Raw genomic sequence first — 17645 nt, 5'->3', positions numbered from 1 at the left:
CCATCGGGCGGACAGGCCGCGTTCGACCGGCCCTCGACACACCAGGGCGATCACAAGTGGCGAGATTTTCCGGAGATCCCTGCCGGGCCGCCCGCCGCTCCGGCAGGAACGACTCGCCTTCCGGCCCTCTCAAATGCCCCTGAAATCATGATCGACCCGGTATCGATACATTAATTACATCCCACCACGCCTTTCGCACACAGAAAGACGGCGAAGGCCGGAAATTAAAACACCCTTATCGTTTTCGGCGTCAATTTTTATTGGACCGTCGTCGTGCGCGCGTTGTAATTTCGCCACAACGCCCATATCCGAGCCTCACGTCCCGGAGTGAACAATGCACACGACCGAGCGTTCGTCGCCCGCGCGCCCCAGGAGCGGGCTCGCCGTCGTCGCCATCTGCTTCTTCACCATCGTCTTCGACGGCTACGACCTGATCGTCTACGGGTCGGTCGTTCCCAGCCTGCTCGGCAACCAGGAATGGGCACTCACTCCGGCGCAGGCCGGGGCGATCGGCAGTTACGCGCTGATCGGAATGCTGATCGGCGCGGTCGTCGCAGGAATGATCACCGACGTCGTCGGACGGCGCAAGATAATCCTCGTCAGCATCGCGTGGTTCTCCGTCGCGATGGCACTCTGCTCCACGGCGTCGTCCCCCGAACTCCTCGGCCTTTTCCGCTTCGTCGCGGGTCTCGGTCTCGGCGGCGTCGTACCGACGACGATCGCCCTGACCGTCGAATACGCCCCGAGAAACCGGCGCAATCTCTACAACGCGCTCATGTTCTGTGGTTATCCGGTGGGCGGCTGCCTGACCGCGCTGGTGGCGATGGCGCTTCTCGCCGAACACGGCTGGCGGGTGATGTTCCTGGTCGGAGCCGCGCCCATCGTGCTGATCCTGCCGCTCGCGATCTGGCTGCTTCCCGAGTCGGCGAGCTACCTGCTCGCGCGGGGACGCCGGGCGGAGGCCGAGGCGGTGGCCGCCCGCTACGGGCTCGACCTCGGCAACGGTCACGGTGAGCCCGGTGAGCCCGGCGAGCCGCGCGACAGGAAGGGCTTCACGCTGCCGTTCCGGCGGGGCTACCTCGCCGCCACCCTGCTCTTCGGTGCGGCCAGCTTCTGCGGCCTGCTGCTGGTCTACGGTCTCAACACCTGGTTGCCGCAGATCATGCGCCAGGCCGGTTATCCCCTCGGCCCCTCACTGCGATTCCTGCTCGTCCTGAACATCGGAGCGATCGTCGGCACCATCGTGATGTCCGTCCTCGCCGACAGGATCGGGGCCAAGGCCATCACGGTCTGCGCCTTCCTCGCCGCCACCGTGTCCATCTACCTGATGAGCTTCGACCTCGGCACCGGCCTGCTGATGCTCTGCGTCGCCGTCGCGGGACTCGGCAGCGTGGGGACCCAGATCCTGGTCAACGGCTACGTCGCGATCTTCTACCCGGCCGCGGGCAGGGGCTCGGCCCTCGGCTGGACGCTCGGGGTGGGCAGGGCCGGTGCGATCGCCGGACCGCTCCTGGGCGGCTGGCTGCTGGGTTCCGGGCTCGGATTCGAGTGGAACTTCTACGGGTTCGTCCTGCCCGCCCTGCTGGGCGCGCTGTTCATCGCCGCGATCCCGCGCGCCGGCCGCCGTCGGCGGGCGTCGGCGGTCGAGACACTCCCCGTGGAAAGCGGTGCGCTCGGCACCATTCCGTCCCAGAGGCGGGCGCAGACCTCCCACGAGGTCATGCGGTGACGAACCCGTCGAGGGAGTCGGGAAAACACCTTCGGAGGGGTGGCGGCCGGACCGCCACCCCTCCGAACCGCTGCCCCCTCGGAGAACCGAACCGCCATCCCTCCGAACCGCTGACCTCCGAAACGCCGAACCTTCGAATCTTCGAAACACGGAAGCGTCGGAACACGGAAGCGTCGGACCACCAGACCGCCGGAACACCGAACTTTCGGTGAACGCGTCTCTCGTACTTTGGGCCGATTCAGATCGGTACGACCTCTCGTACCATGATGGGGTGCTCCCCCTTGTGCGATCCGTGTGGGATGAGCCCCGTCCCCCCGACCCGCCGGCGCGGGTGTGGCGGGACTGGGCGCTGGTGGGACTGCTCGTACCGATCGCACTGCTCGAAGGCGTGTTGCGACCGGATCTTCCGTCGCGGGTCCTCTCGGTGGCGGTCACCATCGGGCTGGTCCCGACGTTGTTGTGGCGCCGGACCAGACCGCTGCTGGTGGTCGCGATCGTCTTCGGCACCACGAGCCTGGCCCCCCTGCTGACCGGCGGCGTCTCCGCGGAGACGAACACGATGGCGTACCTCCTGATCGTGGTGTACGCGCTGGTCCGCTGGGGGTCCGGACGCGAGGTCGCGATCGGATTGGCGATCGTCCTCGTCGCGGTCGGGCTCTCGATCGTCTTCGGCCGCCTCGCCCCCGCCGACGCGATCGCCGGGTTCGCCGTCGTGTTCTCCGCCGTCGCGCTGGGCGGGACGCTCCGCTACCGGTCGCGAGCGCGGGCGCGCGAGCTCGACCAGGTCAAGCTGCTCGAACGCGAGCAGCTCGCCCGCGACCTGCACGACACCGTCGCCCATCACGTCTCGGCGATGGCGATCCGCGCCCAGGCGGGCATCGCCACCTCGGCGGCGCGGCCGAACGCCGCGACCGAGGCGCTGCAACTGATCGAGGCCGAGGCGTCGCGCGCCCTCGCCGAGATGCGCGCGATGGTCCGTGTCCTGCGCAGGGACGAACCCGCCGACCTGGCACCCGGTCGGCGCATCACCGATCTCCGGCACCTCGCGAGCGAGGACTCGTCCGACCTGTCCGTCGAGGTGGAGATCCCGGACGACCTCGGTGACCTCCCCCCGTCGGTCGAGGCCGCGATCTACCGCCTCGCCCAGGAGGCGGTGACCAACGCCCGGCGGCACGCCCGGCACGCCACCTACGTCGCGGTCCGCGTCACCGCCGACGACACGTCGGTGCACCTGCGGGTGAGCGACGACGGCGAGACCGGTTCCATCCGCCCGCCCGGACCGCCGGGGTACGGGCTCATCGGCATGATCGAACGCGCCGACCTGCTCGGCGGTACCTGTGAGGCGGGCCCGAACTCCAACCGGGGCTGGACCGTCACCGCCGTGCTGCCTCGCACCGGGTCGGCCACATGAGCATCCGGGTGCTCGTCGCCGACGACCAGGAGATCGTCCGTACCGGACTCTCGATGATTCTCGACGCCCAGCCGGACATCGACGTCGTCGGCGAGGCCGCCGACGGGCGGCGAGCCGTCGAACTCGCGCGGCGCCTGCGCCCCGACGTGTGCCTGTTCGACATTCGCATGCCCGGTCTCGACGGCATCCAGGCCACTCGCCTTCTCGCGGGGCCGACCGTCGAGGACCCGCTCGCCGTCGTCGTCATCACCACGTTCGACCTCGACGAATACGTCTACGCCGCGCTGAGGGCCGGCGCGCGGGGTTTCCTGCTCAAGGACGCGGGCACCGTCCTGCTCACCCAGGCCATCCACGCCGCCGCGAACGGCGACGCGCTCATCGCCCCGAGTATCACCGCTCGGCTGCTCGACGCCTTCGCCGAGACCGGGCCCACCTCAGCGGTGTCGCAACCCGTCGAGGCGCTCACGGACCGGGAGGAGCAGATCCTCGTCGCCGTGGCGCGGGGGCGGACCAACAACGAGATCGCCGACGAGTTCCACATCTCGCTCAGCACCGTCAAGACGCACATCGCCAGCCTGATGGCCAAGCTCGGCGCCCGCAACCGCGTCGAGATCGCGATGTGGGCCTACGAGACCAGGCGCGTCAAAGGCTGATCCCGCCGCGGTGACGGGCGCCTAAGCCGGGCGGCGCGAAAAAAGGCCGGAAACACCTGGCCGATCATCCATCGATCGGGCGTACTTTCGCCCGATGAGCTCCTCGCGGAGCCCTCCTACATTGATTTTCGTGGCACGGGACACGCTCGACGCCACCCCGCAGGCGCCTCCGCCTCACCCGATGCCGGACACGACATCGGTCCACGAGTACGGCGCTCCCCGGCGGATCCGCACCCACCCGCGATGGATGAGGAGAATGCGATGAAGGCATTTGTTCTGCGCTCGTACGGCTCACCCGATGTCCTCGACCTGACGGACGTCGACACGCCCGTTCCCGGCGACGACGAGGTGCTCGTCCGGGTGCGTGCCACCTCCGTCCAGCCCTACGACTGGCACATCATGAGAGGCGAGCCGTATGCCGCGCGCCTGATGGGCGGCGGCCTCCTCGGGCTGCGCAAGCCGAAGATCGACATTCTGGGCGCCGACATGGCCGGGCAGGTCGAGGCCGTCGGCAGGAACGTGACGGGCCTCCGCCCCGGCGACGAGGTGTTCGCACTGCTCAAGCAGGGTGGCCTCGCCGAGTACGTGTGCGTCGGACAGGACGCGCTCGCGCCGAAACCTCAGAACCTGTCGTACGAGCAGGCGGCGGCGGTACCGATGGCGGGCATCAGCGCGCTGCTGGGCCTGCGCGACGAGGGACGGCTGCAGCCGGGACAGAAGGTCCTCATCAACGGGGCCTCGGGAGGCGTGGGGACGTTCGCCGTGCAGATCGCCCGGGCGCTCGGCGCGGAGGTCACCGGCGTCTGCAGCACCAGGAAGATGGACCTGGTCCGGTCGCTCGGCGCGCACGAGGTCATCGACTACTCCAAGGAGGACTTCACCCGGAGTGGAAAGCGCTACGACCTCCTGCTGGACATCGCGGGGGGCCACTCGGTCTCGGCGTGCCGGCGGGCGCTGACTCCCAAGGGGGCCTACGTCCTCATCGGCGGGCGGTCCGGCCGGTGGCTGCGGCCCATGAGTCACATGTTCACCGCACTCGCGGTCTCGCCGTTCGTGTCCCAGAGGGCGGCCATCGTGGACGCGACCCGGGGCGTGGGGAACAGGCAGAACCTGATCACGCTGACCGAGCTCATCGAGGCGGGGAAGGTCACCCCGGTCATCGATCGGGGCTACCCGTTCAAGGACACCCAGACGGCCGTCCGATACCAGGAGGAGGGGCACGCCCCGGGAAAGGTCATCATCACGCTCTGAGACACCCGAACCTCTTGAGACACCCGACCCGCCACACGCACGACGACCACCTCCCGCGAGCGATCGGAACGATCCTCCTGTTCCCGAGCGACGCGGGAGGCCGGCCACCGGCCGGAACCGCCCGGGTTCCGGTTCGCGTACCGCCGCCGGTGGTTCATCTCATGCGATCACGTCGGCGGGTGGAGCGAGCGGGGCCGCCTGCCGGCTGAGCCTGAGGACGGCCTTCGCCGTTCGCGGGTCGGCGGCGGGGGCGAAGGGGGTGACGGGCCGGGCCTTCGGCCCGATGACGAGGCCGGTCCGCCCGTCGAGCGAGGCGTCGGCCGCGGCCAGGATCGACGGCCGTGCCGCCACCGACGCGGGACCGGACGTGGCGCGTTCGAAGACTCGCCGGACCAGCGGCCAGAGCAGCCGCAGCCCCGGCGAGACGATTTTGGGCGACCGCATGGTGCCGTCGGTCATGTCGGTGGCCGCGCCACCCGGATCGGCCGCGAAGACCGAGATGCCGGTGCCGCGCAGCCGTTCCGCCAGATCCAGGGTGTAGGCGAGGTTGGCGAGCTTCGCCCGGCCGTACCAGTGGAAGCCGTAGTAGCCGCCCGGGGGCTCGATGGCGTCGAAGGAGCGCTTGGCCGTCCGGATCGATCCCGAGGTGATGTTCACGATCCGACTCGGCCCGCCGGCACGGAGCGGCTCCAGCAGCAGCTCGGTCAGCAGGTACGGCGAGAGGTGGTTCACGGCGAACGACGCCTCGATCCCGTCCACCGTCTGTCGCCGGTCGGCGAACATCGCCCCGACGTTGTTGACCAGAACCTTCAGCGGCCCTTCCTCGGCGAGGCCGGCCGCGAGCGCTCGTACGGCGTCGAGCGAGGCGAGATCCGCGGCGACGAACCTCGCCGCCGGACCGGTCGCCACCGCGTCGATCCGCTCGACCGCGCGGGCGCCCCGCTCGGCGTTCCGCCCCACCACGGTCACCTCGTAACCGATCGCCGAGAGCCCCATCGCGGTCTCCAGGCCGATCCCCCCGGTCCCCGCCGTCACCACAGCCCGTTTCTCCATGGCTCCGCCCTCCACCCGCCGATCCTTAGCGGATAGTCATCCGTTTCCTGGTTCGTACCGTAGCACAAACGGATGGCTATCCGATTAGAGGGAACGGGCATGCGGCGGCGTATCTCCGTACCTGGATTTCCCGACCGCCGCCACCGGAGGCGAGCTTTCAACGGCTCCGGACCGCCGCCGGCGCGGGGATCGGCCCCTCAGATGTCCCGGACACCGTCGGCAGGCCAGGCCGGCACTCGAAGTCGGCGCGGTAGGCGGCCATTCGGCCCCTCAACACGGAAGCAGCCTTTCGCCTCCTCAACCCGGGAGGCGACCTTTCGGCCCCTCAACACGGGAGGGCAGCCTTTCGGCCCCTCAACGCGGCGGGGGACGCAGCCCCTCAAGGAGAACGTCGAGATAGAGCCGCGCGTGCCTGGCGTCGTCGTCACCGGAGCGGACCGCGTGCTCGACCCCGCAGAGCAGGCGGCGGATGTCGTCCGCCTCGACGTCATGCCGGACGACCCCCGCGTCGCGGGCACGGTCGAGCAGTTCCGCGACGGCCCGGTCGAGCTCGGCCTTCATCGCCGAGGTCCGCGCGTCGGCGTCGCTGGCGGATCCGAGCACCGCCGCGAACCCGGCGTCGTTCAACGCGTGTTCGAGAGCGAAACGCAGGAGACGGTGCAGACCGGCACGCGCGTCCTCGTCGGCCGCCGCGACCTGCGCCTCGTCGACGAACTGCTGAAAGCGCTCGGCGAGCAGTGCTTCCAGCAGCGCGTGCCGGTTGGGGAAATGCCGGTACACGGTCCCGACGCCCACCCCCGCGAGCCGGGCGATGGTGTTCAGCATGAGCGAGTCGTCGCCCGCGGCCAGCTGCTCCCTCGCGACCCGCAACACCCGTGCGCGGTTGCGCGCGGCGTCCGCGCGCAACGTCGTCTCCCGCTCAGCACCGGGTGTCACGACCTCAGCCTAACGGTTCGCCGGTCAGGCACCGCGCGGCGCCGACGGACAGCGGTGGATGGTGACGAATGGTGACATGGTCACCGCGTTTCCGACGCACACCGGACCCTGCCGAACCCTCTGCCGCCCCGAAGCCGCCCGCCTGGATGTAGGTGCCGCCGCACACGGCGCCGAAGGGTGCCCGCGACTTCCAGGTGAAAAGGGGATTTTGAGTCGTTTGTAACATCTGAGGATCCCGGCCCACTTCCCGGTGTCGAAGCAATCATCCGGGACGAAGGGGGGCCAGGCGGTGACGGACGAGTCACAGCGGTTCACCACGATGTATGACGAATGCCGACAACGGGTCTGGGCCTACGTGGTCAGCCAGGCGGGCAGGCAGATCGCCGACGAGGTGGTGAGCGAGACGTTCGCGATCGCCTGGCGGCGATTCGACGACATGCCCGAGCCCGCCCTGCCATGGCTGCTGGGCGTGGCACGCAACGTGCTTCGCGACAACGCCCGCGCCGAGATCCGGCGCGAGTCGCTCGCCCGCGAGCTGCGCGCGTGGACCGAAGAGGACCACGCCGACCAGGTCGCCGAACGCCTCGCCGTCATGACCGCGCTCGCCTCGTTGAACCAGGACGAACGCGAGCTGCTGATCCTGGTGGCCTGGCAGGGACTCACGCCGCGCGACGCGGCACGCGTCATCGGCTGTTCCGCCGCGACCTTCCGCGTACGGCTCCATCGGGCCCGCAAGCGGCTGGTCCACGCGATGAAGTCGGCATCGGCGATCCGCCCCCGGCCCCGGGTGCGCAATCTCAGTGAGGAGTGGTCTTGAACCCGATGGACCAGCTGCGGGCGGCCCGCCCGGCACATCTCGACACCCCGGCCGACGAGCACACCCGTGCCGCCGAGCTCTCCTACGCCATGTCACAGCCCAGGACGGGGCGCACCCGCAAGGCCGGTATCCCCAGGCCGGGGTGGGCGCTCGGCCTGGCGGGCGTGGCCGCCGCCACCGCCGCGGCCGTGACGATCGCCACGACCGGCGGCACCACACCGCCTCCGGGCTCCCCGATCGCCACGGACCGGCAGCCGACGACGCACTCGTCGGAGCCGGTGGCGCGGCTGTCGGCCAGGCAGCTCCTCCTCGTCGCGGCCGAGTCGTCGCTCAAGGCCCCCCAGGGCAGCGGGGCCTACTGGTACGTCGAGAAAGTGAGCGGCGACGCCCAGCAGGTGGGCACCAGGACGCGGTACACGGTGGACAGCCTGGGCCGCAGCCGGACGTGGATCGCCCGCTCGCCCGAGCGGGAAAGCTGGTGGGTGTCCCAGAACCTCGGCACCAAGCCCGCGTCCGGCTCGGAGGATGCCTGGAAGCGGGACGGCTCGCCGTCCACGTGGACGGTGAGCGTGAACAAGAACGCCGGCGCCAGGGAACAGCTGATCATCGAGGCCAAGGGCGGCAAGCCCTTCGGCAACGCGATCAACGACGGCGACAAGGTCGCCGACCTGGCCGGCGAGAACGTCTCGATGGCCGAGCTCCAAGATCTGCCCACGACCGCGGCCGAGCTGAAGGCGTACCTGCTCAAGGGGTACCGGGGGCACGGCACCGAATCCACGGGCGACCCGCAGGACGCCGACTCCTGGCTCTTCCAGGTGACCGCGGGCCTGTTGAGCGACATGCCCGTCAAGCCCGCCGTCCGGGCCGCGGCCTATCAGGTGCTCGCCGGGCTGGACGGCGTGCGGTCGCTGGGTGAGGTGACCGACGCGCTGGACCGCAGGGGCGAGGGCATCGCCCGTACCGAGAAGTGGCCCACCGGCGAGTTCGAGCGCCAGCTCGTCGTCGACCCGCGGACCGGCATCCTGCTCACGGACCGGTTCGTCGCCGTCGCCCCGACCGGAACCTACGGCTGGGCGAAGCCGGGCACCGCCGTCCACTGGAACGCGATCGTCAAGGCCGAGTGGACCGACCGGGAGCCGGTCAAGCCGTAACCGCGAGGTGTCTCAGCCTCCGTTCAGGACGCGTTTCACCCATTCCAGCGACCCCGTGCGAAGCGCCTCGTCCGCGAGGCGCTTCGCCGACGTCGTCTTCAGGGCGGCGAGTGAGCTGTCGATCCACGGCTGGACGTTCTGGTGGCCCTGCTCGCGGTACTCGATCGCCTGGATCAGGCATTCGAGCTTGTCGGCGTCCCGGGCGCAGACCGCTTCGAGACTGGCCTTCTCCTCGTACTCGCCGACCGCGCCGCTCACCATCTCCGCCACCGGCCCGGGAACCCCGCGTACCTGGTCGGCGGTGACCTCCTCGTTCGGCGTCGCCTTCAGGTACAGCTTGCCGAGATAGGGGATGTCGGTGATGCGGGTCTCCTGCGTGTCGTGGAAGAGGCTCATGAACGCCGCACGCTCGGGATTCCCGCCCTCCAACGCCGTGATCACACTCGCGATGATCGCCGTCCTGAAGGAGTGGTCGGCGATGCTCTCGGGGTCCCGTACCCCCGCGACCAGCCAGCCCGTGCGCCGGTAACGCTTGAGCAGCCCGATCTCGTACAGCAGGCCCGTCAGATTCGACAGTTCCTCCGCCATGGAAATCCCCTCTCCCCCTCGGTGGATCATGCGCGGCGCGTAGCCGACCATCCCGTTTCCGGCGTGGACCGCGGTCGCCTCCTCCAGCGTACGGATGGCCGCTTCCCTGAGCGTCGCCCGTGGTCCGCGTGTCCGGCGTCGGGCACGCGGCACGGGCGACGCTCACATGATCCCGTCAGGTCGTCTCCGGGCGATCAGGAGACCGGTCCGCCTCCCGCGCGGGGGCGTCGGTCGAGTCCGACACGGCCTCCGCACCCGGCTCGGCCGCCCCCGCCGCGGGGACCGTACCGGCCGAGCCCGGGGCGACGGGCGCGAGAGCGTCGACCGCCTCCGGCAGGGCGGGCTCGGCGTCCCCGCGCGACTTCTCCAGCGCGCGGATGAGGGACTGCGCGTCGTAGGGTCCGACGTGCCGACGGCCGTTGACGAAGAGCGTCGGCACCGCCGTGATGCCCATCGCCTCGGCGTCCAGCATGTCGTCGCGGACCCTGCCTGTGACCTCCGGCGCCGTGAGGTCCCGTTCGAACTTCTCCATGTCGAGTCCGAGGTCGCGCGCGAGACGGATGATGTCGGAAGGCCGCTGATTCTCCTGGTCCGCGAACAGGCCGCGCTCGAACTCGAAGAACTTGCCCTGAAGCGCCGCGGCCTCGGCCGCCTCGGCGCCCGCGAGAGCGTTCGGGTGATACTGCGTGAGTGGCGCGTGGCGCCAGACGTATCGGAGTTCGTCGCCGAGGACCTCGTGCACCTCCAGGATGGAACCGGAGGCCTTGAGGCAGAAGCCGCACTGGAAGTCGCCGTACTCGACGATGGTGTAGGGCGCGTCCACCGGTCCGAAGACGTGGTCCCGCCTCGGATCGACCGGGCGGGCGAGCGCCGCCTCGGAGTCGGGTCCCGGGCGCAGGGCGTCGGAGACACGGAAGATCACCGTCGCGATGAGGAGGGCGATGACGGATGCCGCGAGCACCCCGACGCGCGCCTCGTTCTGTGCCGCCGGGTCGTCGATCGCGAGGTCGACGATGAACAGCGAGATCGTGAAGCCGATGCCGCACAGCGCGGCCCCGCCCGCGACGCGGTCGAGCGTCAGCCCGGGTCCGAGCTCTCCCAGTCGCAGGACGCGAAGGATCGCGGTGGAGCCGAAGACGCCGACGAACTTGCCCGCCACGAGGCCGGCCACGATTCCCCAGGTCAGGGGCGATCCAAGCGCGGCGGCGAGGTTTTCCCGACTGATCTCGACGCCGACGTTCGCCAACGCGAACAGGGGCAGGATGACGTAGGCGACGTACGGGGCATACGCCGACTGGAGCCGTTCGTTGATCGAGATCGACTCCCGCAGGCTGTTCGCCGCCGCGCGGGCGTACGCGGTGTTCGGTGACTGACGGAACACCCGCGCGAGGTCGAGAGCGTGCTCGACGTCCCGTCGATCGGGCCGGTAGACCGGTACGAGAAGGGCGATGGCGACGCCCGCCAGGGTGGGGTGCACGCCCGAGGCGAGGAACGCCAGCCAGACGATGATCGCCAGCGTGCCGTACACCGGACCGCGCCCGCCGCGCAGGTACCGCGTGAAGTAGACACCCGCGAGCCCGGCCGCCGCGACGATCAGCGGGAGGAGGTCGAGGTTCTCGGTGTACATGATCGCGATGATGCTGAGCGCGCCGATGTCGTCGACCACCGCGAGGGCGAGGAGGAAGACCCTCAGCCTGCCCGGTATCCGCGGGCCGATCAGAGCGAGGGCGCCCACCAGGAACGCGGTGTCGGTCGAGATCACGACGCCCCACGCGTACTCGTGTCCCGACCCCGCGGCGATCAGCACGAACAGCAGCGCGGGGATCGCGAGCCCCGCGACGGCCGCGGCCACCGGCACGACCGCCCGGGACCAGCTGGTGAGCTCACCGATCGCGAACTCGCGGCGCACTTCGAGCCCGACGGTGAAGAAGAAGATCGCCATGAGCGCGTCGTTCACGAGCGCGTGCAGGGTGAAGTCGAGATGAAGATCGCCGACACCGATGGTGAGGTGCGTGTCCCAGAAGGCGTCGTGTGAGCCGGGAGAGGCGTTCGCCCAGATGATCGCGGCGAAGGTCGCGAGCAGCAGGAGCAGCGCCCCGATCCGGTTCTGGCCCAGCGCACGAACGCGCTCGGCGATCGAACGCGAGGCGACCGAGTGCGCGTCGACCTGCTCAGGATTCGGTGATTGCCGAGTGGTCGTCGGGTTCGCCATACGTCAGGTCCTCGGAACCTCGTGGGGAAACAGCAGGAGCACAACATCCGCTGAAAAATCGTCAGTATATGGCGAAGGCCCGCAACCCCATAGAGGGACGCGATGTCCCCCGAAAGCCGTCAGCACGTGACGACGGCCCGCGACCACGTGGCGACGCGGTAACCGACCGGGGAGCACTCCGGGCCAATCATTGAACCATATGGTTCAATGAGTTATAGTGAACCACATGGTTCAGCAAGAGGTCCTTGACCGCACGTTCGCGGCCCTCGCAGATGCCACGCGACGACAGATCCTCATCCGGCTCGGCCAGGGGCCCGCCACGATCGGCGAGCTGGCCGCACCGTTCGACATGTCGCTCACCGGCATGAAGAAGCATGTGCACGTCCTGGAGAACGCCGGACTGGTCACCACGGAGAAGGTCGGGCGATCGCGGCAGTGTCGCCTCGGCACCGAACGACTGGAGGACGCCATGTCCTGGATCAGGTTCTACCAGCGGCTCTGGGAACGTCGGCTCGACGGCCTCGACGCCTACTTCACCCTCACGAAGGAAGACGACCAATGACCCAGAACATCGAGACCGATCGGCTCCACCTGAGCCGTGTCCTGCCCGCGAAGCCGGAGGAGGTCTTCGACGCCTACACCGACGCCGAGAAGCAGAAGATCTGGTTCAACATCCTCAACGAGGAACCCGGCATCGTCGAGATCGACGTCGACCTGCGCGTCGGAGGCCGGCAGACCGCGGTGTGGGGGCCCGACCGCGAAACCCTGTTCCGAGAGACGCAGACCTTCCTGGTCGTCGACCGCCCGCATCGCCTGGTCACCGAGTCCGTCGGCTCCAGCCCGGACGGCATGACCATGACCACCACGATCGAGATCACGTTCGAGGAGCACGAGGACGGAACGCTCTTCACCGTGACGCAGACCGGATTCCCGACGCCCGAGATGCGCGACTTCTTCGTGGGAGAGGTCCTGCCGGGAGCACTCGACCGGATCGAGACGTACCTGCGCGGCGTGCGGACGCGGCCCTGAAGCGGCACTGAAGGAGAACGCGAAGAGCCGGGATCCGACTCGACCCGCGGATCCACGCCTCACCGGAGGCCGGGCCGACCGGAGACCTCGATGTCCGGTCGGCCGGAGACTCGAACGGAGCCAGGCCGGTAACCGCACCACCGGTTATCGCCGGTACGGCGTCGCCGAGCTGTCACGGTCAGAACGCATCCGCGGCCTGCGACGCCTCGAACCGCCGCTGCGCCAGATCGCCGATCTGCCGGACGTTCCCGAGGCTCAGCGGAGGTTCACCGTCGATGCGCCGTAGAAGCCGTAGAAGAGGGGACGTGCCTGGCCCGGTGCCGCCGCACCGCGTCGCGGTTGGCGCAGCGCGGCGAGCAGTAGCGTTGCCGGCCGCTCCGCGAGACGTCCGCGTAGACCAGCCCGCAGCCGTCGCGTGCGCAGCGCGCCAGCCGTGACATGCCGCGCCCCGTCAGATGCAGGGCGGTGCCCACCGCGACCAGGGCGCGCAGCACGCCGCCGAGCGGCAGGTCCGCGTCGCGGTAGTGCAGGTGCCAGCCGGTTCCGTCGTGGTCGGTGACGCGGGGGTGCGCCGCCGAGGTGGCCAGCAGGTCGTTGAGCAGCGCGACCCGTGCGCGCTCGTCGCGGGTGTCGACGATCTCGCACCACTGCTCGGACAGGTTGAGCGTGGCGACCAGGTCGGCCTCCCCCGGGGAGCGGTCGATGACGAGGCCGGCGTCCGCGCACCGTTTCACCAGGTCGTCGAGGGAGGCGGGCGGGACGTTGACCAGGTCCGCCATCAGCAGGACCGCGTCCGCTCCGTAAGGGTTGATATGCACAATGCCATTACAGCACGCTGGACCCATGAACGACCACGAAGGACATGACTGGCACACCCGCTCCCACCACCGGACCAGCGAAGGGCTGGTGCGCTACCAGTCCTGCCACTGCGGCACCTGGCGGGTGCTGTGCGAGGCCCCCGCCCCGCCCGCCGCGGCGGTGGTGGCGTGGAGCGCCTGGCGGAGCGCGGTCCGGCCGGGCGCGCCGCCGACATGAATCGTGCGGCGCGCCCAAGCGCGGTCAGGGGTGCTCAAGGGTTCAGGCACCGCTGTCGCCCTTACCGGTCGGCGAGACCGCCCACGGAGGTACGACCCGCCAGGACGCGACTCCGACCGATCGGCCGCCTGCGGATGAACCATTCGGCCACGGTGAGGTTGATCACCCACCCCGCGGCCACGAGCAGTGCTCTGGGGAACTCGTCGGGCGTCCCGAAAATCAGGAACCACGGCAGGTGGGTCAACGCCTGCGTGCCCGCCCCCAGGCCGATCGCATAACCACGCATCATCCAGGCGCGGTGTCGGGCGATGTCCCGCCGCCGGATCGCGGCGAGCCCGAGAACGATGGCCACGACCATGGCGGAGCCGAACACGAGCCGGATGCCGGCGAGAAGATCACCGTCACCGACGGGGCGGGGATAGAACAGGTTCATCCACAGGCCGGAAAGCGCCGCGACGAGGCCGCAGAGAACCAGGACCCGCCCGGCGATGCGGTGCCAGCCCGGCCTACGGCCGCGGAAACGGGGGGCGAACTGGAAAGCTCCCAGAACGCTGTACACGCTGACACTGAAAATGTGCAGCACCACGGGCAGGGGTGCCGCGAAGAACCGCGCGTTTCCCGGCGTGATCTCCGCGCCGACCGTCAACTCGGTCAGGCGGACGGCTCCGGCGATCATCGGAACGGCACTGAGCGCGATCAGCGCGGTGGGCAGAAGCCAGCCCGGCCGCCGGGAGGTCGCGGCGACGTTGTGGCCACGAACAGCGAAAGCCTCCGCCGTGTTCCGGTCATTCGTCGACCGGCTGCTTCGCGGTGACTGCGCGGACGGGGGGCGTCCCGTCGAGCTCTCATCGGTCATGATCCGATCGTGACGGCCGGCACCCCGGACGCTCATCGGTAGGACGGTCCGATCCGAACCGGCCGATCATCCATCGGCAGGCCGTACTTTCGGCCCACACCGAGCTCCCCACAGCCCGGAAACCGCTCACTCGCCTGTCCTTTTCCGGCACTCGCCGAACGACGGGCGGGATGACCGCGACCGGGTGTGGCCACCTCGGGTGCTCCACGTCTGCCGGCCACCGCGATCACCGAGGTGTCGGCGACACCCGGCGAAAGGTCGGCGCACACCTCCGCACATTTTCCCCACATTATCGTGACGAGATCCGCGAATAGCACACATAGCTAACTCAACACGTAAGAGATCGCATATTCCGATATTTGCCATATGGCGAGCCAACCCTTTCCCGCCCCATTTTTTGCCCTTCCCTTATGGCTTGGACACTGCAATCCATGCGACATCGGGAATGTAGGAATCAATCACTGATCCAACGTGTACGACCACACCTGTAGCAACGTGCCCTAATTCGGATAACCCTCTCGCTTTTGAAGCCGAGAGAACCGGTTCTTCCTGAATCCTGGGTGGACCGGGGTGCGCGCATCGCGGGTCGGCGTTTCATCGACTCGCCCGTGGTCGGTCGATTCTCGTCCGTCTGCCTTTAACACCAGCAGGGAAGTCATGCCACATTACCGACGGAGCGTCGTACTGGCCACCGCGATATGCGCGCTGGTCTGCGCCATGAGCGATACGGCCGCGCGTGCCGACAGCCCCGCCCAGCGGAAAACCCCACTGATCACCTTGGCGGATCTCCAACCCGCACCGCCGTCTGCCGAGAGAGTGGCTCATGACCAGAGCCCGCAGAACGGGGCGCAGGTCTGCGGACCGCCGTACGTGACCGGAGACCCGGACCTCGGACCGACACTCCTGCCACGGACCGGCTATCTCGGCGCACTCCTGCGCGGTTACGTGCCACTGGGCGGTCTCACCCCCCAGCACTTCCTCTCGCGCTACTGGAACTACACCGTGAACGACTATCGCTACCCGCCCAACTCCGGATTCGCCAACTCCGGTGACTATCCCAACGGCAGGCCGCTGGTCAAGACGACGTTTTTGCAGATCGGCATGAGACTCGACCGTTTCGGCGGCTACGGCGGCTCGTTTCTGGCGCCGATGGGAGACCTGTTCACCCGGCGCGCGCTGCCGCCACGGAACCTGAACACCAACCCGCTGGATCCCACACACCTGTGCAACTATCACGTGTTCAAGGTGCTCAAGTCGTTCCGCGTCGACGTGGGCCCGGTCTCCCTCGCGTTCGAGATGCCGGGCTGGGGCACGCAGTACCACGTGCTCAGCAAGTACATTCCCGAGGCCCCGCAGACGAGCGAAGAGGTTCCGGTGAGCTGGCTGCTGCAGAACGGATATCTGGAGGAACTCCCACCGCCCGTCCTGCCTGACCCTCCCCCGCCTCACCGGATCACCGTACCGACAACGTTGTCCGAGGACGCCGACCAGGACGAGCCGACAGAAAGAGCCGACGACAGAAAACCCCTCTGCTCACCGTCGGCGAGGGCGAAGCGGTCTGCCACCGGGCGGTGCTTCGCCTCGGCGGGACGCGAAGGCCTCGGCCCCGACACACGTCACGCCTCTCCCTCTCGCGGTCGTGCCGTCAACCGGCCGCCGACAGCCGCCGACCGGCGGATATCCGCGGCGGGAAGGCCGGCTGATCGCCCGCGGCCGCACCGGTCGTCGCGTCTCTGAGGAGCGGAGTCCTGCTCCTGCCCGCGATGGCCTGGTCGCCGACGCGACCGCGGGCAGGAGAGGACCGTCATGAGCCCGCAGGCGCCAAGAAACACCGGAGACACCGGAGACACCGGAGACACCGGAGACACCGGAGACACCGGAGACACCGCCGCGGGCCCCGGAAACCGCGGCGACGCTCCATGATCAGCCGGTGTAGGCCGGCCTGACGACGACGGCCTCCCTCGGGACCGGCCTCGGCTCCTCGACCGCGGGCCGGCGCTCGGCCGGGGCCGGGGAGGGTGAGGCGGACGGCTGCCTGGGATCGGCCGCGGCCGTACCGGAAAAGCCCGCGAGGCCCGCGGCCAGAGCCAGCGCCGCGCTGAAGCCGATGAGCGTGGCTTTGATCTTCATATGGATTCCCCTGTTCATTCGAGTCGGGCCTCAGCCCTTGATGACGACCGGAGTACCGATCGCCAGGTTCTTCGCCATCCACCTGATGTCGTCGTCGCCGACCCGGACGCAGCCATGGCTGGCCCGTGTGCCGATGGCGGACTGCTTGTTCGTCCCGTGGACCGCCAGCTGGCCCGGGCCTCCGGCGAAGCTCTTCAGCACGGGCGAGAAGCCGCTCAGCCCGAAGGCGTAGGCGCCGTAGGCCCCGCCGTCGTCGACGGGTTTCACCAGCTCGGTGAAGAAATAGCGACCCGGAGGCGTCGGCGTTCCCGCCTCACCCGTCGCGACCTTGCCCGTCCTGACGGCCCGGTCGCCGTCGTAGACCGTGAACCTGAACGCCCCGCGGTCGATCTCCACCCGGTGGGAGGTCTCCGCGAGCGTCACGTCGGTGGCCCTGATCCAGCCCTTGCTGCCGTTCGGCCGGACCGGCAGCAGCACCCGCAGCCACTCACCCTCGTCACGGTCCACCAGGAAGACCCGCGTCGCGCCGTAGTCGTTGGGGCTCGTGATCGTCCGCTGGGCCACCCCCTCCTTGTTCCGGTAGACCGTGATCCGAGCCCCCTTGACGCTCGCGATCTTCGATCCGGCGCCGCTCACCGACTCCGACCGCGGGCCACCTGTCGCCGGCTCCGACCGCGCGCCACCGCTCGGAGGCTCATGTCGTACGGCGCCGCGCGCGTCGGCCGCACAGCCGGTCAGCAGGAGGACGAGTGTCGCCGCGGCGGCCGTACCGAGCAGGTTGGTTCTCACCCGCC

General features: G+C 69.3%; 18 protein-coding genes. 10 read left to right on the top strand and 8 right to left on the bottom strand.

What is annotated here, in order from left to right; genetic code table 11:
* Positions 1–334 precede the first annotated feature (334 nt).
* From ABT352_RS05440 to ABT352_RS05425, 4 genes are all read left to right on the top strand, one after another.
* Positions 335–1729, top strand: a complete 1395-nt coding sequence (locus tag ABT352_RS05440) for an MFS transporter (RefSeq protein WP_350942691.1) — start codon at positions 335–337, stop codon at positions 1727–1729.
* 271 nt (positions 1730–2000) lie between these two features.
* A complete protein-coding gene (locus ABT352_RS05435) occupies positions 2001–3140 on the top strand; it encodes a sensor histidine kinase (protein WP_350942690.1) in 1140 nt (379 codons plus the stop codon).
* Positions 3137–3793, top strand: coding sequence for a response regulator (locus tag ABT352_RS05430; RefSeq protein ID WP_350942688.1), 657 nt, complete (start codon positions 3137–3139; stop codon positions 3791–3793). Before ABT352_RS05435 ends, ABT352_RS05430 begins: the two co-directional genes overlap by 4 nt.
* 261 nt (positions 3794–4054) lie before the next feature.
* Positions 4055–5044, top strand: a complete 990-nt coding sequence (locus ABT352_RS05425; protein WP_350942687.1) for an NAD(P)-dependent alcohol dehydrogenase — start codon at positions 4055–4057, stop codon at positions 5042–5044.
* Between the two features lie 159 nt (positions 5045–5203).
* Here the strand turns inward: ABT352_RS05425 and ABT352_RS05420 are convergent, their stop codons facing one another.
* Positions 5204–6097, bottom strand: coding sequence for an SDR family NAD(P)-dependent oxidoreductase (locus tag ABT352_RS05420; RefSeq protein WP_350942685.1), 894 nt, complete (start codon positions 6095–6097; stop codon positions 5204–5206).
* 354 nt (positions 6098–6451) lie between these two features.
* Positions 6452–7033: a TetR/AcrR family transcriptional regulator gene (locus tag ABT352_RS05415; protein ID WP_350942683.1), complete on the bottom strand. Its 582-nt coding sequence runs from the start codon at positions 7031–7033 to the stop codon at positions 6452–6454.
* 289 nt (positions 7034–7322) lie between these two features.
* Between ABT352_RS05415 and ABT352_RS05410 the strand changes: the two genes are divergently transcribed.
* Both ABT352_RS05410 and ABT352_RS05405 read left to right on the top strand, forming a co-directional pair.
* Positions 7323–7850 carry an RNA polymerase sigma factor gene (locus ABT352_RS05410; protein WP_350942681.1) on the top strand — a complete coding sequence of 176 codons (528 nt, stop codon included), beginning with the start codon at positions 7323–7325 and terminating at the stop codon, positions 7848–7850.
* A 5-nt stretch (positions 7851–7855) separates the two neighbouring features.
* On the top strand, positions 7856–9001 hold the full coding sequence (locus ABT352_RS05405) for a CU044_5270 family protein (RefSeq protein WP_350943547.1): 1146 nt from the start codon (positions 7856–7858) through the stop codon (positions 8999–9001).
* 12 nt (positions 9002–9013) lie between these two features.
* On the opposite strand, the gene ABT352_RS05400 is transcribed toward ABT352_RS05405, so the two are convergent.
* Positions 9014–9589 carry an HD domain-containing protein gene (locus ABT352_RS05400; RefSeq protein ID WP_350942680.1) on the bottom strand — a complete coding sequence of 192 codons (576 nt, stop codon included), beginning with the start codon at positions 9587–9589 and terminating at the stop codon, positions 9014–9016.
* Between the two features lie 175 nt (positions 9590–9764).
* Positions 9765–11801: a Na+/H+ antiporter NhaA gene (gene nhaA / locus ABT352_RS05395; protein ID WP_350942679.1), complete on the bottom strand. Its 2037-nt coding sequence runs from the start codon at positions 11799–11801 to the stop codon at positions 9765–9767.
* A 226-nt stretch (positions 11802–12027) separates the two neighbouring features.
* Between nhaA and ABT352_RS05390 the strand changes: the two genes are divergently transcribed.
* Together ABT352_RS05390 and ABT352_RS05385 are read left to right on the top strand one after the other, a co-directional pair.
* The gene (locus ABT352_RS05390) at positions 12028–12363 is read left to right on the top strand and encodes an ArsR/SmtB family transcription factor (RefSeq protein WP_350942677.1); all 336 of its coding nucleotides are present in this window, start codon (positions 12028–12030) and stop codon (positions 12361–12363) included.
* On the top strand, positions 12360–12830 hold the full coding sequence (locus ABT352_RS05385) for an SRPBCC family protein (RefSeq protein WP_350942675.1): 471 nt from the start codon (positions 12360–12362) through the stop codon (positions 12828–12830). The genes ABT352_RS05390 and ABT352_RS05385 overlap by 4 nt, the downstream gene beginning before the upstream one ends.
* A 266-nt stretch (positions 12831–13096) precedes the next feature.
* Here ABT352_RS05385 and ABT352_RS05380 read toward each other — a convergent pair whose 3' ends face one another.
* Positions 13097–13648, bottom strand: a complete 552-nt coding sequence (locus tag ABT352_RS05380) for a CGNR zinc finger domain-containing protein (RefSeq protein ID WP_350942673.1) — start codon at positions 13646–13648, stop codon at positions 13097–13099.
* 25 nt (positions 13649–13673) lie between these two features.
* On the opposite strand from ABT352_RS05380, the gene ABT352_RS05375 reads away from it, so the two are divergent.
* Positions 13674–13865, top strand: a complete 192-nt coding sequence (locus ABT352_RS05375) for a hypothetical protein (protein WP_350942671.1) — start codon at positions 13674–13676, stop codon at positions 13863–13865.
* A 61-nt stretch (positions 13866–13926) separates the two neighbouring features.
* Here ABT352_RS05375 and ABT352_RS05370 read toward each other — a convergent pair whose 3' ends face one another.
* Positions 13927–14721 (bottom strand): DUF2306 domain-containing protein, encoded by a 795-nt coding sequence (locus ABT352_RS05370; protein ID WP_350942670.1) that lies wholly within the window; start codon positions 14719–14721, stop codon positions 13927–13929.
* A gap of 657 nt (positions 14722–15378) precedes the next feature.
* Between ABT352_RS05370 and ABT352_RS05365 the strand changes: the two genes are divergently transcribed.
* A complete protein-coding gene (locus ABT352_RS05365; RefSeq protein WP_350942668.1) occupies positions 15379–16458 on the top strand; it encodes a TNT domain-containing protein in 1080 nt (359 codons plus the stop codon).
* Between the two features lie 186 nt (positions 16459–16644).
* On the opposite strand, the gene ABT352_RS05360 is transcribed toward ABT352_RS05365, so the two are convergent.
* Both ABT352_RS05360 and ABT352_RS05355 read right to left on the bottom strand, forming a co-directional pair.
* On the bottom strand, positions 16645–16851 hold the full coding sequence (locus ABT352_RS05360) for a hypothetical protein (RefSeq protein WP_350942666.1): 207 nt from the start codon (positions 16849–16851) through the stop codon (positions 16645–16647).
* A 30-nt stretch (positions 16852–16881) separates the two neighbouring features.
* Positions 16882–17640, bottom strand: a complete 759-nt coding sequence (locus ABT352_RS05355; RefSeq protein ID WP_350942664.1) for a L,D-transpeptidase — start codon at positions 17638–17640, stop codon at positions 16882–16884.
* Between the last annotated feature and the right edge of the window lie 5 nt (positions 17641–17645).

It is taken from the genome of Streptosporangium sp. NPDC000563, from assembly GCF_040299985.1.
Classification (GTDB): domain Bacteria; phylum Actinomycetota; class Actinomycetes; order Streptosporangiales; family Streptosporangiaceae; genus Streptosporangium.
This window is presented reverse-complemented; position numbering and strand designations above follow the sequence as displayed.

What these genes read in the sequence shown, in the direction of transcription:
- ABT352_RS05390 (WP_350942677.1), top strand. Translation starts at nt 12,028, where the DNA reads ATGGTTCAGCAAGAGGTCCTTGACCGCACGTTCGCGGCCCTCGCAGAT.
- ABT352_RS05420 (WP_350942685.1), bottom strand. Translation starts at nt 6,097, where the DNA reads ATGGAGAAACGGGCTGTGGTGACGGCGGGGACCGGGGGGATCGGCCTG.
- ABT352_RS05365 (WP_350942668.1), top strand. Translation starts at nt 15,379, where the DNA reads ATGCCACATTACCGACGGAGCGTCGTACTGGCCACCGCGATATGCGCG.
- ABT352_RS05405 (WP_350943547.1), top strand. Translation starts at nt 7,856, where the DNA reads ATGGACCAGCTGCGGGCGGCCCGCCCGGCACATCTCGACACCCCGGCC.
- ABT352_RS05385 (WP_350942675.1), top strand. Translation starts at nt 12,360, where the DNA reads ATGACCCAGAACATCGAGACCGATCGGCTCCACCTGAGCCGTGTCCTG.
- ABT352_RS05430 (WP_350942688.1), top strand. Translation starts at nt 3,137, where the DNA reads ATGAGCATCCGGGTGCTCGTCGCCGACGACCAGGAGATCGTCCGTACC.
- ABT352_RS05360 (WP_350942666.1), bottom strand. Translation starts at nt 16,851, where the DNA reads ATGAAGATCAAAGCCACGCTCATCGGCTTCAGCGCGGCGCTGGCTCTG.
- nhaA (WP_350942679.1), bottom strand. Translation starts at nt 11,801, where the DNA reads ATGGCGAACCCGACGACCACTCGGCAATCACCGAATCCTGAGCAGGTC.
- ABT352_RS05400 (WP_350942680.1), bottom strand. Translation starts at nt 9,589, where the DNA reads ATGGCGGAGGAACTGTCGAATCTGACGGGCCTGCTGTACGAGATCGGG.
- ABT352_RS05370 (WP_350942670.1), bottom strand. Translation starts at nt 14,721, where the DNA reads ATGACCGATGAGAGCTCGACGGGACGCCCCCCGTCCGCGCAGTCACCG.
- ABT352_RS05440 (WP_350942691.1), top strand. Translation starts at nt 335, where the DNA reads ATGCACACGACCGAGCGTTCGTCGCCCGCGCGCCCCAGGAGCGGGCTC.
- ABT352_RS05425 (WP_350942687.1), top strand. Translation starts at nt 4,055, where the DNA reads ATGAAGGCATTTGTTCTGCGCTCGTACGGCTCACCCGATGTCCTCGAC.
- ABT352_RS05375 (WP_350942671.1), top strand. Translation starts at nt 13,674, where the DNA reads ATGAACGACCACGAAGGACATGACTGGCACACCCGCTCCCACCACCGG.